A 14417-nucleotide genomic window follows, 5' to 3' on the forward strand; every position below is an offset into this window, starting at 1 on the left:
CTGTGCCGTGGCGCCTGCCCGACAACAGGCGGAGTCGGATCACAATTGGCGAGGGGCTCGATGGGCGCGCGCGGCTTTCGCCTCGGCAACAGCAAGGAGCCGGTCAGGGAGCATGCCCAAGCGCCGGAGGCGGCTCGGAAGCAATGGCGACGGGTCGCCAATGTCGGGTTGCTGGTCGGCGGCTACGGCATCGGCCAGGGCGCGATCTTCGCGGTGCAGACATGGCTGTTCGCGCAGGGCAAGTTCGATCTGCTGTCGGCATTCGGCACGCATTTCTCGTTCCTGATGCTCGGCATCTTCGTAATCGACGCCGGTTCCACCACCACGCTGGCGCGGCAGGTCGCGAGATTGCCCGCCGACGGATCGCGCACCGCGATTTGGCGGTTGTTTTGGGACACCGCGGTGGTTCGGCTGTCGACAGCGGTCGTCATGGCTGCCGGCGCATTGATGGTGGCGCTGCTGCCGATCTCGGATCCGCTTTCTCGGACCTATCTACTGGCGAGCGTCCCGGGCCTGCTGATCTGGTCGGCGAACGCGGTCGGAATGCTCGACGGCCTGAAGCTCAGCGGGCTGAGCGGCCTGACCGGCGCGATCGCCTTCGCGACCTCGGCGTTCGCACTCGCCTTGACGGCGGATGCTTCGCCGGAGACGGCGGGCTTCGTTCTCGGCGCTGCGTTCTCGCTCGGTCACGCCGTGACCGTGCTTGCACAATGGATCGTGCTGATACGCCTCGGCCGCGGTCCGCGCTGGAGCCGGCCCTGCCGCGAGGGCGTGGTCCGGTCCGCCAGGGACGGTTTCGCACTGCTGCTGCAATTCATCCCCGGCCAGCTCATCCTGCGCGCCCAGCTGCTGCTGAGCGCCACGTTTCTCGGCACCGAAGCGACGGCGCTGTTCATCTACGCCAAGCAGATCGTGGTCGCGATGACGATGCTGGTCGGATTCGTCACCCGCGTGGACTTTCCGGCACTGGTCGAGCGCGCCGCAGCGTGCGAGCATCTCGGTCTGTCCGCTATTCTTCGCTCGCAGGTCACGTCGATCGTTTCGGCGGTGACGCTCGCGCTGGGAACGCTGCTGGCCTGCCTGGCGGCACTGACCGTTCCGCAGTACGGCTTCAGCAACGCCGCGCATCTGCTGGCGGCCTATTCACCGTCGATCGTGACGATCTCGGCGTTGCTGATCATGATCCAGGGGATGGCGGCGATGGCCGACTACGCCGCCAGCGCCAAGATCGTAGCTGTCAGCACGCTGGTCGGAATCGCCGTCAGCTACGCGATGATCGGACCCTGCGGCATCTACGCCTTCGTGATCGGCGAAATGAGTTTCCATCTGCTCGGTTCCGCTCTGATGTATCTCCACCTGCGCCGCCGGGCGTTCGCGGCGGCGGCGAAGCCGGTCCACCACCCCGCCTGAGGCCTCGAAGAGAATGACGATGCAGGTCACCGCCAGACATCTGATCCATCGCACCGCCAAGGAAGTCGTCCGCCATGCGCTGACCCGGCTCGCCATGCACCGGCTGGTCGATGGCGTTCGGAGCGCCAAGGGCTTCTCGGTCGGGCACTTCCGCAACGGGACGCTGGCCGCGCGGTTCGGCGAGATCTACGACGTCGGGCTGTGGACCGGCGGCACCGGCGACGTGCCGCTGTCCGGCACCGGCTCGACGCTCGCCGCGACCAGGAGCGTGCGCGAAGGACTGCCTTCGCTGCTCGGAGCCATCGGAGCGGAGACCCTGCTCGATGTCGGCTGCGGCGACCTGACCTGGATGAGCACGATCGACCTCGGCATCGACTACATCGGCGTCGACGTGGTCGAGAGCGTGGTCAGGCGCAACATCGAAATGCATGGCTCGGCGCGGCGGCGCTTCTACTGCCGCGATGCCATGATCGGGGAGTTGCCCGACGCCGACACCGTGCTGTGCCGCGAGGTGCTGTTTCACCTCGGCTTCGCCGAGATCGCGGCCGTGCTGCGAAACGTTGGGGCGAAGCCGCGACGATGGCTGATCGCCACGACCGACGCCTCGACACTGTTCAACGCCGACATCCGCTGCGGCGACTACCGCGTGCTCAACTTGCAGCTGGCGCCGTTCCGGTTTCCCGAACCGGACCATTGGCTCGACGATTCCGCACAGATCCCCGGTCGGCGGCTGGCGGTGTGGTCGTTCGATCGACTGCCGGTCTGCAGCCGCTGAGCCGCGCCGGCGACTTTTCTGCGGATCAGGACCGTTCTGCGTTCGATGGAATCGGGACCGATGCTGGGGGGACACGCGCCAGGAGAACTTGGTAGCGATCTCGCTGCGGCCGATCGATGGGAGGGCGGTTAGTCCAGCTCGAACGCGGTCTCGTAATTCAGCTTCAGTTTCGGATCCTGATCCGGCTTGCGCAGAATGCAGTTTCCCACCACCAGCAGTTCGATCTCGCTGCCCATGAAGCAGCGAAACGCATCCTCGGGCGAGCACACGATCGGCTCGCCGCGTACGTTGAAGCTGGTGTTGACCAGAACAGGGCACCCGGTGCGCTCCTTGAAGCGCGAGATCAACCGGTGATAACGGGGATTGGTCTCCTTGTGCACCGTCTGAATTCGCGCCGAATAATCGACATGAGTGACGGCCGGAATGGTCGAGCGGGGCACGTTGAGCTTGTCGATGCCGAACAGCGCTTTCTCCTCCTCGCTCATGGTCTTGCGATGGCGCGCGGCGACGTCGGCGACCATCAGCATATACGGGCTGTCGTCGTCGTAGTCGAACCAGTCCTGGACGTCCTCGCGCAGCACCGAAGGCGCGAACGGGCGAAACGATTCGCGGTACTTCACTTTCAGGTTCAGGGTCTTCTGCATCGTCGGGCTGCGCGGATCGCCGAGAATGGAGCGGCCGCCGAGCGCGCGCGGGCCGAACTCCATGCGTCCTTGCATCCACCCGACCGCCTTCTCGTCGATCAGCGCCTGAACCGTTTCGTCGATCAGTGCGTCGTCGTCCAGCACGGTGAACCGTCCGCCGACGCTGCTGAGCCGCGTTTCGATCTCGGGTTGGCTGAACCCGGGGCCGAGATAACTCCCGGACATTGCGTCGAGCTCGTTCGTGACGACCCGCGGCTTCTCGAAATTGCCGTGATAGGCAGCGAGCGCCGCGCCGAGCGCGCCGCCGGCGTCACCCGCCGCCGGCTGCACCCAGATGTCCGAAAAAATGCCTTCGCGCCAGACCTTGCCGTTCGCAACGCAGTTGAGCGCGACGCCGCCGGCGAGACACAGCTTCGACAGGCCGTATTCCCGGCGCAGCGAGCGGCACAGCCGCAGCACGATCTCCTCGGTGACGGCCTGCACCGACGCCGCCACGTCCATGTGGAATTGCGTCAGCGGCTGATCCGCCGAACGCACCGGCGCGCCGAACAGCGCCGCGAAACGGTCGTTCGACATCGTCAGGCCGGTGCAGTAGTTGAAGTAGTCCTGGTTCAGCCTGAACGAGCCGTCGTCCTTCACGTCGACGACGTTCGACATGATGGTGTCGACGAAGCGCGGCTCGCCATAGGGCGCGAGACCCATCACCTTGTACTCGCCGGAGTTGACCTTGAAGCCGGTGTAGTAGGTGAAGGCCGAATACAGCAGCCCGAGCGAGTGCGGGAAGTGAATTTCCTTGGTGACTTCGATCCTGTGGTCGTGGCCGATCGCGACCGACGTGGTCGGCCACTCGCCGACGCCGTCCATGGTGAGGACCAGCGCCTCGCGGAACGGCGAGGGATAGAATGCGCTCGCGGCGTGGCTGAGATGATGCTCCGAGAACAGCAGCTTGCCGTCCAGAACGTCGGCGGGAAGCGCGTCGCGCCTGCGCAGCTGCTCGCTGAGCAGCCGCTTTTGCATCAGCTTTTCCTTCATCCACAGCGGCATCGCCATCCGGAACGACTCGAAGCCGCGCGGCGCGAAGGCGACGTAGGTCTCGATCAGGCGCTCGAACTTCAGGAACGGCTTTTCGTAGAAAGCGACGTAGTCGACGTCGGTCAGCGACAGGCCGGCCGCGTCGAGGCAATAGGCGACGGCGTGGTCGGGAAAACCAGAATCGTGCTTCTTGCGCGTGAAGCGCTCCTCCTGTGCCGCCGCCACGATGTGTCCGTCGACCACCAGGGCGGCGGCGGAGTCGTGATAGTAGGCGGAAATGCCGAGCACGCGCATGAGATCATCGCCCTCAGAAGAGCGTGTAGATGAAGGGCGCGATCGCCGATCCCTGAGTCAGGATCAGCAGGCCGCCGAACACGATGGCCATGACGACGATCGGTGCCAGGAAGAACTTGCGCCGAACTTTCATGAAGGCCCACAATTCGCCGATCAAGCTCGCCATGACTGCCTCAGAACTGGTTTTGGAAAGTGGCTGGTTTCGGCCCCGGCGGATCGCGAGCGATCCAGTAGGTGGTCGCTTCGGGGTCGAAAGCGAGGTTCAGCGGCCGCTTGCCGCGCAGCCGCATCACCATCGCCGTCGGCGTCACGACGCCGAAGAAGATCAGCCCCATCACCAGGGGACTGACGATCTTGTGCAGCAGCAGGCCGAACCTGAACCAGAGCCGGTTGAACGGGCCTAGCAGCCGCGGCGCGATCAGCGTCACCGCCACAGTTGCGGCCGAGGCACCGAGCCAGACCGACATCCACAGGTCGAGACCGTGGCGGAAGCGCAGCAGCCCGAGGATCAGGAACACCGCGGCGAACACGAAGCCGAAGCTGCGGTTCGAGCCGATGCGGACGTCGTCCGCCCGCTTCAGGGTCTCGTGGAAGCGATTGCTGCTCATTGCACACCGGCGGCTTGGCAGTTCATTCCCGCGGCGACCCCGGGGAACGAGCGGCGGATGAACATCGCCAGTTCGGCCGCGGCGAGGTGATTGCCGGGCCCGGTCAGATGATCGGTGGGATCGAACAGGCTGGGCGTGCGAATAAATCCGCTGGCGTCGCCGGCCACGGTGATCCCGCGCGCCTGCAATGCTTCGGCGATCGCCTTGTGTTCGTCGGCCAGGGCGTTGGCGCCCCCTTCAAGCGCCAGACCCGACGGCAGCACGAATACCGCGAAGCTGATGCCACGGCTCTTGGCGAAGGCGGCCATCGCTTCGATGTCGTCGAAGGTCTGATGGCTGGTGCCGCCGATCAGCCAGCGATACCATTGCAGCGTCGGATTCATGCCGCCGAGCAGGGTGCCCTTCTCGAACCGGTACGCAACCTTGCGGATGAAGAACGGCAGCTTCAGCAGCGGCGGATGATACATCCGGTACAGACCAGCGTCGGCGCCTTCATACGGTGTTTCGCGGCGGGCGAAGTCGTTGAGGTTGAGCAGATACACCGCGGCGTCGGGCGAGGTGGCCGCCGACTTGACCTGGAACTGCTCGCGGATCTCCTGCGCGCCGTAGCCTGGAACGCCGAAATTCAACAGCTCGGCACCGCGGCCACAGCCGTTCTGCAGTTCGACGCCGGTGAGATGCGGCAGCGCTTCGGCGTCGGCGTGCCAGATGCCGAAGGTCACGGAATCGCCCAGGATCGCGATCCGCGGGCGATCCTTGACGGGGGTCAGTTCCGGCCCGCGCAACCCCAGCGAATTGATGTGCAGATCGCGGCCGTCGTGACTGCCCTGATAGCCCGGGGTCAGTTCGTAGACCAGGCGCGGGTTGTCGGAGGCCCGGTAGTAATGGCCCGGCTCGGCCTTGGTGGCGTCGAGCTGCGGCTTCACGACCAGATAGTAGAACGCCGACGCGGCGATCTCCGCGGAGACGAGCAGCACGATCAGCATGGCGACCGCGCCGATGATCTTCACCCGGCGGGAGGTCGTGGTCGGTATGGTTTGCGCCAACGTCATCCGAACTAGCCGTCCAGTCAGGGCGTGACGAGGCAAGCTGCGATCGGGGCGCCTCGGGTGCGGGCGATATGATGCACCGCAAGCAAGGTCAATATCGTTGCAATGTTACAACGATGTGATAATCGGCGAAGCGTCACGACGACCGATCACACCAGCCGTCGCGGTTTCACGTCATTTCGTGATCCTTCGCTCGATCAGATTGTTGCGTTGAAGGATCGCGGTCACGCCGCGGTCGATATGAATTCCGATGCGCGACGCGCCGACCACGTTGTCCTCGATCACCACGTCGCGAACCGCAGGGTGGATCGAGGGCGAGGACTTGATTTCGAGATGCGCGTCTTCGTCGAGCCGGTTGCCGCGCACGATCACCGCCCGTGTCAGCACCGTCTCGCTCGACGCGGCTCCGATGCGATAAGCGTGCACGCCGATCGCGGATTCTTCCGACAACACCGCGCGGCTGGTTCCGGCGCGATAGATGTTGCCCTCGACGATGTGATTGTCGAGCAGCTGGATCTGCCATCCCGGCTGGACATGCGAATACACAAGACCGATCGCGAAGAACCCGCCGGTGCGGATCGAGATGTTGTCGGCTATGACGTGGTTCAGGCCGGTGCCATAGCTCTGAGCAGCGACGCCGCAATCCTCGAAGCGGTTGCCGACGATGAGGAAGTTCTCGCGCGCCAGCGTGACGTCGATGACCGAGGTCTGGTCCAGCGGCACCTGCAGCGGCCGGTCCAGCCGTAGCCGACGCTCCGACGCGTCCGCCGATCGCGCGGTGCCCACGACGCGGGCGGTCTGACCGACGCCGCGTCCCCCGACCACCATGATTGCGGCACCGGCCCAATCGGGCCTTGCAGGCACCGGAACGGGGATGTTTTGCAGGGACAATTGCCGCGCATCGATCGACCTTGCGGGCCCGAGATACAATCCGCCGGGCCCGTCCGCGGTGACCGCTTCGCGGTCGGCGCCGTACAAGCCTTCAAACCGGTTGCGCCCGATGAACACGTTTTCGGAGCCGTTCAGCGTGCTGAACAGCGTGTTGATGCCGCCGCCGGTGCCTTGCAGATCGGCTGCACGGACGGTGTTGTTCTCGAAGATCACGCGGTTGGATCCGGTGATCGAGTACCAACCATACCGGCCGTTGGCGATGATGTTACTCGCGATCACCGCGTCACTGGCGTCGAGCAGCAGCAGGGCGCTGCCCGATCCAAGGACATCGTTGTCGGTCACGGTGAGCCGGCGCCCGCTGAGACGGATGGTGTGGGGACCCGTGCTGGGAAACTGCCGCTCGATGTCCTGCATCCGGCGGTAAGTCGCCTCCGGATCCATCAGGCCGCGATACGCCGACGCGCGAATGCGGACGCGGCGGACCGCAATGTCGGACGCCTCTTGTAAAGGTTTCCCTCCGGAGAATCCGCCGAGGATGACGTGCCTGTGGTTGGAGGCGTAGATGGTCAGATCTTCGATCGCGAAATGGGTCGTTCCGCTGATCAGCGCTTCCGGCGGGTCGGCGAGGTCCGGCCACGCCAGGTTCACCAAATGGGTGGCCTCGCCCTTGAGCGTGACATTCGGCGGCACCACGATCGCGCCGCGTACGAGATAGCGACCGCGTGGAAGATAGACAGTGCCGCCGCCGGCCTGCGCTGCTGCCGCCAGTGCGCGGCCCATCGCCATGGTGTTGTCGCTCCGGCCGTCGCCGTTGCCGCCATAGGCGCGAATGTCGAACGACGTTGCGGTGAAAGCCCGGCGCGGCTGGATCTCGAGCGTCCCGGCGTCGATCGTGGCGCTGTCGCCACCGTCGCCATTGGACAGCCGCAACCGGTAACGGCCCGGCGCGAGGTCGCCTGGGATCGCGAAATGGGACTGCCAGAGATCGCCGTCGCTGGCCCGCAGCGATGCCACGGCGTTGCCCGGGCTGCGATCGTCGATCAGGTCGAGCCGCGCGTGATCCCTGCGCCGCAGGATGTTGCGCCCGAGCGCCCGCAGCCAGCCGCCCGGCGACGCCGCCGTGCCGAGATCGCCCTGGATCCAATACACCGTCGGCAGGTTGGCGCGGATGCCGATCCGGCCGTCCGGTGACGACAGTTCGAGAGCGAAGATCCCGGGCGCAAACTCCGCCGGCACCACGACCTTCAACGATTGCGCATCCTGCTGCAGGATTTCGACCGTCTTATTCTCCGGCGGTGAGCCGCCGGAGTCCGGGATACGCCCGACCGTGACCTTGCTGACCTGATCGAGATCGGCACCGGTGACGAGGACCGTTTGATCGGGCCCGACCGGATCATTGAACCAGAAGATCGCCGGTGCCGCCGCCACCTCGTTGCAGGCCAGAATGGAGACGAGCAGCGGCAGCGCTCGCCGAAAGGCCCGCCACAATCCCGGCTCTCGACGCAACGATCGGGGGCCTGCGCCCCGACGGGAATCGCATCGTGCCTGCCGCGCGGCTTTTGTCGTCTCGTTCGTATCGTCCGGCCATGCTGTGACGATCATTGGGATGTTATAAATATCGAGTTTAACGTCCGGCGTCATCTCGGCGGTCCCCATAGCAATCGGGGTCTATCAGGCCGAGGCGTGAGTTGTGTGACCCGGCCACTCGGTCGCCGGGGCGCCAGTGGAAATGGTCTGGTCAGTGATGTCAGAGAGGACTTTCGCCATGCGCATGCGCACCTTGCTCGGGATCCTGCTTCGCGGAACCGCCATGGCGGTGGTGTTGACGGCTGTCTCCACCGCCGATCTCCGGGACGCCCGCGCGGCGGCGCCGGCGCCGGCGCCGCAAGATCAGGCGGACGATCCCGTCGTGGTCCGCGTGGACGGCGTCGAGATCCGTGAGAGCGATCTGCAGGCCGCCGATCGCGCGATGGGCCGCAATCTGTCGATGCAGCCCGAAGGTCGTCGCGACGACGTGATCAACTTCATGATCGACACCCTCCTGTTCGCGAAGGCGGCGCCCGCCCGATCGGCGTCGGAGCAGGCGGAGATCGAGCGCCGCGTGACGATCGCGCGCAATCGCATCGTCATGGAGCAGATGCTCAAGGCCGCGGGCGACGAGGCGGTGAACGAAGCCGCAGTGCGCAAGACCTACGACAGCCTGATCGCGTCGATGACGAAGGAACCGCAGTTGAAGCTCCACATGCTCGACTTCATTGTCCCGCCGTCCGCGGCTAAGTCCGATCAGGGGGCCGTCGACGCCGCCGCGCAGAAGGCCGAAGCCGCCTATGCGCGGATCGCCAAAGGCGAAGCGTTCGACGTCGTCGCGCGGGAGCTGTCGGAGGATCCCACCACCAAGAAGAACGGCGGCTACCGCGGCTTCGTCACGCGCGCGATGATGGGCAAGGACATCGCCGACGTCGCTTACGCGCTGGAGCGAGGCAAGGTGTCGCGCCCGATCAGGACCGCCGCGGGTTGGCATCTCATCATGGTCGACGGCGAGCACGAACTGCCGAAGCCGGATTTCCAGCAAGTGCGCGAGCGGATCGAGATGAACCTGGCCAAGCAGGCGCAGACGGCGCTGATCGAACGGCTGCGTGCCAACGCCAGGATCGAACGGCTGGACACCAAGCCCACTCAGGCCGACGCGGCGCCGAAGCCGTAGGCATCGGCGTCAAGTCCGCGGATTTGCGTGCCGTTCCGTCGCGTCCTGATGCCACGACGCTCGCCGTGAACATCCGTTCCGATCGCGAATGCACGGTTGTGGTCGCTGACCGCCACCAACGGTTGCGGGCCGCTATGCGGCGTAGCGATCGTTCGACCGTTTGGTCCGCGACCATGATGCGTCATATGAGATGATGTGGCGTCGTCGATAACATAAGTCACAAATCGAAGACGTGAATATCATAATTGCCGGCTACGATGCGCTCACCCTAGCCGGCTTCAAACCCCGGGCGGGGGCGACACCAGTCATCTTCAAAGAGATCAGATAACCTGGAGGTTATTCCATGCGCCGTCTCGGCTATTTACTCATCACCTCGGCCATCGTCGGCCTGGGTGCCGCTCCCGCGCAAGCCGCGGGTCCCGTCGATCCGTATCCGGATCCGGGCTTCTACATCAACATCATCGGCGGCGGCGCCAGCTTCCCGTCGATCGCGTATCGCGAAGTGTTCGACTGCCAGTATCATCCGCTCGGGTACGACAACGTTACCGGTCCGGGCCCGCGTGCAATCAACACGAACTGCCCTTCTGCGCCTTACGGCACCGCGACCGGCAAGGGCTACATCTTCGTTTACTACGCGCCGACCGGTTCCGGTAACGGCAAGTCCGCGCTGAAGGCCAACAACAACAACACGCTGACCAATCCGATCAGCACCACCATCCCGTACACCTCGGGTCAGCTTCCGAACTATCCCTATCCGCAGTCGGCCGGCTATCATTTCTCGGGCAGCGACGACGTCTGGAACCTCGCCGACCAGATTGCCTGGGAAGCTCCGAACGGTCCGAAGAGCAAGTACGGCAACATGATCCAGCTGCCGGGTGTCGGCGGTGCGGTCACCATCGTGCTCAACGGCAAGGACGGCGCGGGCAGCCCGCTGAACCAGAACGGCGCGGCCGTGTCGGGTTCGACCAGCTCGATCAACATCACCCGTCAGGCGATGTGCGGCATTTTCGCCGGCAAGATCACCACCTGGGACAACCCGCTGCTGACGGCGTCGAACGGCGGCGTGGCGATGGGGTCGGGCCAGATCACCGTCGTGCACCGCTTCGACGGCTCGGGCACCAACTTCCTGTTCACGCAGGCGCTGGTCGCGCAGTGCGCGACGGTCACCGGTCCGGACTACAACGTCGCCGGCACGCCGACCGTGTCCTACGCCTTCCCGTGGGGTGACCAGTCGGTGTGTCCGGCGCTGCCGCGCGGTGCCAACCGCGTAAACTGGCCGGATCAGTTCCCGACGGTTTGCGGCAGCTCCAACCCGGTGCCGACCGGTGCAGCGTTCACCAACCCCGGCGTGAACGGCAGCCAGGCGCAGGTCAACCAGGTGGTCAATACCAACGGTGCGATCGGCTACGTCTCGCCCGACTTCACCCAGCCGGCGGTGCCGACCGGGCCGATCACCGCCAACCTGCAGAACGAATGGGACGTCAGCACCAACTCGTCGGGCTCGCCGACGTTCGTAGCGCCGACCCTCGCCGCGACCGCTGCGGCGCTGAGCTCGGTCACCCCGGTGTTCGACAGCACCAGCATCGGCAACCCGCTGGCCTGGAGCCTTCAGGGCGTGATGCCGAACCCGACGCTGCCGGCCGCCTATCCGATCGCCGGCTTCTCGTGGCTCGAACTGTATCAGTGCTACAACTCGGGCGCCAACATGCCGGTCCAGATCGCCGACGTTCTGTTCGGTCTGTACGGCAGCTCGGCCGTGGAAGCGATCATCAATTCCAACGGCCTGGTCAAGGTCCCGAACGTCTGGCTGACCGAGATCTACAATCTGCTCGGCAACGACAACTACCGCCCCCAGAACACCTGGGAAAACAACCCGGGTAATCAGTGCGTCGGCAAGGTCGGCGCTACCTGATCTCGGCCGCACGGCCGCAAACGGCCGCTTGCAATGATCTCGTGCACCCGGCTCGCCGGGTGCACGTTCCATTTTCGGGTCTCGTCTGGTCTGCGCAAATTTCCGAGGGCAACGAGAACGTCGCAATGCAAATGCTAGTGTGGCGGGCCATGACGCTTCCATCGTCACAGGCGGCTGCGAAGGCCGATGGCCGAAAGCACACCTGCGGCACGGCTCCGCTGTCGTGCCAACGAGTTGATCCAAGATGAGCCAGCAATCGAATTCGCAGGACGACCGGATCGGACCGATCGGACGCATGCTGTATCTGGCCGGGGTGCTCGGCATGCACGTCGCCCGGCTGCGCGCGGCCGACAACTTCGACGTCATTCTCGACGACCTCGCGTTGTACGAAAACGTGCTGCTCCGACATGGCGGCAAGCGGCTCGCCACCGCCACCGCGCTCGAGATCGGCTACGGTCAGCGCCCGTTCCGGCTGATCGCGCTGAACTGGATCGGCGCCAATGCGGTCGGGATCGATCTGGACGAGCCGGTCTACCGTCTCGATCTGCCTCGGATCGTCAGGTTGCTGCGGGCCAACGGAATGGTTCGCACCGCGAAGTCGCTGGTCAGGCGGGTGATCTTCGATCCGTCGGAATATCGCAAGCTGGCGTCGGTCCTGCGGTCACGGTACGGCGAGGGGCGCCCATTCGACGCGCGTCGGCTCCTGAGCGGCGACGCCTCCGCTGCTGCCGCCTGGTCAGCGATCCCCCGCGAGCTCGATCTGGTGCTGTCCGAAGACGTCTTCGAACACATTCCGCCGGATCGGATTCCGCCACTGCTCGATATGATGGCCGAGCGCATGCGCGGCGACTCGCTGGCGATCATCGCGCCGATGATCTTCACCGGCATTTCCGGCGGTCACGATCTCGACTGGTATCCGCACCGCGTCAACGAGCCGCTCGACGGCCGTACGCCGCCCTGGGGGCATCTCGTCGGGCAGGCGCGGCCGGCCGACACCTATCTGAACGAGCTACGCCGCAGCGACTATCGACGCTTGTTCGAGCGGCGTTTCGAGATCCTTGAAGAGGTCGATTCGTATCATCGACTCGGCGAGCAACATCTGCCCCCTCAGCGCCGCGCCGAGCTTGCCGGCTACTCCGACGAGGATCTGTTCGCCAACAAGGTCCGGTTCGTGCTCAAGAAGCGCTGATCGGCGCGGAGTCCATTGGACGTTCGTCGCCGGGAACGCGCTGTTCCTGCAGCCGCTCGTTCCGGAGACCGCGCCGGCACCGAACGAGCGGAACTGTTCGCCGCCTCACACCGGCCGGCGGCATTCGACGTACAGCGAATTCGGCTTGTACTCGCCTCCGCTGCCGTCGACTTCCAGCCCGGTGGCGGCCCAGCTCTCGATCGCGCTGTCGTTCCAGCTTCGAACCGTGATGTCGGTGAACCCGGCTTCGCGCAGCACCGTTCGGATGTTCACCCGGTCCCACATCCAGCGATGGATCTCGCCGCGGGCGCGCGCATCGCCCAACACCAGCTTCTGCAGCCGAGGACCAAAGCCGGTTCTGCGACCCACACCCGCCGGCTCCTGCCGGACACACTGCTCGAACATCGCGGCCACCGAGACGTCGTGCCGCTGCGCCGCCGTGTCGGTGAGGTCGTCCGCGGCAAGCGATCGTTCGTAGTCGCGCACGAGATGCTCGAGGTCGGGGAGGCAGATCCGCTGGACCCCGCCCGGCTTGAGAACCCGCAGCACCTCCTTCTGGAAGCCGACCACCGCTTGGCGTGGAATATGTTCCATCACGTGCGAATGATACACCGCATCGGCGTAGCGGTCCGCGAACGGAATTCCACGGGCGAGATTGTGCCGGATCACCGGGCCACGCATCGCGCGGACCCGGTCGGCACGTTCGCGCCCGATCACCGGCGTCGCCAGCGGCAGCAGCCAGGAATTCCTGCGCAGCAACGCGTACATCGAGAAGTCGACGTTGATGCACCGCTCCGAAGTTTTGGTGCCGCAACCGAGGTTGACGATCACCGCCGTGGCCGACCCGGCCGGAACCCTGTCCAGCGCCTGCGTCGACGCCGCGAGGTGGGAGCCGGGCGCGGCGTCGACGGGGGGCAGCGCGGCGGTCTTGCGAAGGCTGGCTTGGCCGGATTCGTTGGACACTGTCGGTCGCTCCAATTGAACGCGCTAGAGGTCGAGGCGAAATCCGGTGCGTCGGCGGATCTCGGCGCGAATTGCCGCGGGGTCGTCCAGGCCGGCGAGCGCAGTCTCGAGCTCGTCGACCTTGGCACCGACCAGCAGCCGGTACCAAAGCCCCTGCAATGCGTGGTAGAGCAGGCCTCGCTTGCCGTCGAGAAAGCCGAAACGAAACACCACCCTGTACAGGAAGTAACCGGAAGCGCTGATCAGATACGGCGTCCGGTTGTAGATCTTCTCTTTGACGAAGCGCTTGAAATCGGCCTGCAACGAACTCTTTTCCGAGCCGGCTCCGTCGCCGTCCCGGGGCAGGAAGCGCCGACGCTGGTTGATGATGTCGATCGCCTCGCGCGTGGCATATTTGTTGTGCTTGTCGATGAAGAACGTCAGGTCGTTGAGGTTGTCGTCGGCGAAGCCGCCATCGAACACGACCGTCTTGCCTCCCCAAACCACCATGTGCTCGTCCATCCAGCGGCTCTCGATGCGGCCCTGGCCGCGCCGCCAGATCCGCAGCAGCAGCATGGGATATCGGCCGCCATGTCGGACCCACTTGCCGAGAAACATCGTCTTGCGCTTCAGCGTGACGCCGGCGACATCGGCGGGCAGCGCAGGAAGCTCACTGCGAATCCGCGCCGCCAGATCGGGCTCGATGATCTCGTCGGCATCGAGCCGCATGATCCACGAGGCGGTGATCGGCAGGTTGTCGAGCGCCCACTGAAACTGCTTGGCGTAGTTGATGAATTCGTGCTCGACCACGGTCGCGCCGTGGCTCTTGGCCAACTCGGCGGTGCGGTCGGTCGAGTAACTGTCGACGACGAATATCTCGGATGCGATCGGTGCGACGGATCGCAATGCCCGCGCAATGTGGCGTTCCTCGTTGAAGGTCAGCACGATCACGGCGAGGGACATGTCG

The 14417-nt window shown here is 65.2% G+C and carries 12 protein-coding genes; 5 read left to right on the top strand and 7 right to left on the bottom strand.

The window, feature by feature from the left end; all coding sequences use genetic code 11:
- Nucleotides 1–60: 60 nt before the first annotated feature.
- Nucleotides 61–1410 carry a polysaccharide biosynthesis protein gene (locus tag DWA33_RS09980; RefSeq protein ID WP_114357946.1) on the top strand — a complete coding sequence of 450 codons (1350 nt, stop codon included), beginning with the start codon at nucleotides 61–63 and terminating at the stop codon, nucleotides 1408–1410.
- Between the two features lie 13 nt (nucleotides 1411–1423).
- Nucleotides 1424–2185 (top strand): class I SAM-dependent methyltransferase, encoded by a 762-nt coding sequence (locus DWA33_RS09985; protein ID WP_116080212.1) that lies wholly within the window; start codon nucleotides 1424–1426, stop codon nucleotides 2183–2185.
- Nucleotides 2186–2313: 128 nt separating this feature from the next.
- On the opposite strand, the gene DWA33_RS09990 is transcribed toward DWA33_RS09985, so the two are convergent.
- The 5 genes from DWA33_RS09990 to DWA33_RS10005 form a co-directional block, all read right to left on the bottom strand.
- On the bottom strand, nucleotides 2314–4155 hold the full coding sequence (locus DWA33_RS09990; protein WP_114357948.1) for a carbamoyltransferase family protein: 1842 nt from the start codon (nucleotides 4153–4155) through the stop codon (nucleotides 2314–2316).
- A 13-nt stretch (nucleotides 4156–4168) separates the two neighbouring features.
- A complete protein-coding gene (locus DWA33_RS25155) occupies nucleotides 4169–4321 on the bottom strand; it encodes a DUF5989 family protein (RefSeq protein WP_165825180.1) in 153 nt (50 codons plus the stop codon).
- Between the two features lie 7 nt (nucleotides 4322–4328).
- Complete coding sequence (locus DWA33_RS09995) at nucleotides 4329–4763, bottom strand: SxtJ family membrane protein (RefSeq protein WP_114357949.1); 435 nt, start codon at nucleotides 4761–4763, stop codon at nucleotides 4329–4331.
- A complete protein-coding gene (locus DWA33_RS10000) occupies nucleotides 4760–5815 on the bottom strand; it encodes an SGNH/GDSL hydrolase family protein (RefSeq protein ID WP_114357950.1) in 1056 nt (351 codons plus the stop codon). Before DWA33_RS10000 ends, DWA33_RS09995 begins: the two co-directional genes overlap by 4 nt.
- 171 nt (nucleotides 5816–5986) lie before the next feature.
- Nucleotides 5987–8191, bottom strand: a complete 2205-nt coding sequence (locus DWA33_RS10005; protein WP_167443175.1) for a glycosyl hydrolase family 28-related protein — start codon at nucleotides 8189–8191, stop codon at nucleotides 5987–5989.
- Nucleotides 8192–8468: 277 nt separating this feature from the next.
- Here DWA33_RS10005 and DWA33_RS10010 point away from each other — a divergent pair, with 277 nt between their 5' ends.
- The 3 genes from DWA33_RS10010 (at nucleotide 8469) to DWA33_RS10020 (ending at nucleotide 12508) form a co-directional block, all read left to right on the top strand.
- A complete protein-coding gene (locus DWA33_RS10010) occupies nucleotides 8469–9407 on the top strand; it encodes a peptidylprolyl isomerase (RefSeq protein ID WP_167443176.1) in 939 nt (312 codons plus the stop codon).
- A 343-nt stretch (nucleotides 9408–9750) separates the two neighbouring features.
- Nucleotides 9751–11319 carry a substrate-binding domain-containing protein gene (locus tag DWA33_RS10015; protein ID WP_114357953.1) on the top strand — a complete coding sequence of 523 codons (1569 nt, stop codon included), beginning with the start codon at nucleotides 9751–9753 and terminating at the stop codon, nucleotides 11317–11319.
- 244 nt (nucleotides 11320–11563) lie between these two features.
- A complete protein-coding gene (locus DWA33_RS10020; RefSeq protein WP_114357954.1) occupies nucleotides 11564–12508 on the top strand; it encodes a hypothetical protein in 945 nt (314 codons plus the stop codon).
- A gap of 105 nt (nucleotides 12509–12613) precedes the next feature.
- Here DWA33_RS10020 and DWA33_RS10025 read toward each other — a convergent pair whose 3' ends face one another.
- Nucleotides 12614–13471 (bottom strand): class I SAM-dependent methyltransferase, encoded by an 858-nt coding sequence (locus DWA33_RS10025; RefSeq protein ID WP_114357955.1) that lies wholly within the window; start codon nucleotides 13469–13471, stop codon nucleotides 12614–12616.
- A 24-nt stretch (nucleotides 13472–13495) separates the two neighbouring features.
- Complete coding sequence (locus DWA33_RS10030; protein ID WP_114357956.1) at nucleotides 13496–14413, bottom strand: glycosyltransferase family 2 protein; 918 nt, start codon at nucleotides 14411–14413, stop codon at nucleotides 13496–13498.
- Between the last annotated feature and the right edge of the window lie 4 nt (nucleotides 14414–14417).

Source organism: Rhodopseudomonas pentothenatexigens (genome assembly GCF_900218015.1).
Classification (GTDB): Bacteria; Pseudomonadota; Alphaproteobacteria; order Rhizobiales; family Xanthobacteraceae; genus Rhodopseudomonas; species Rhodopseudomonas pentothenatexigens.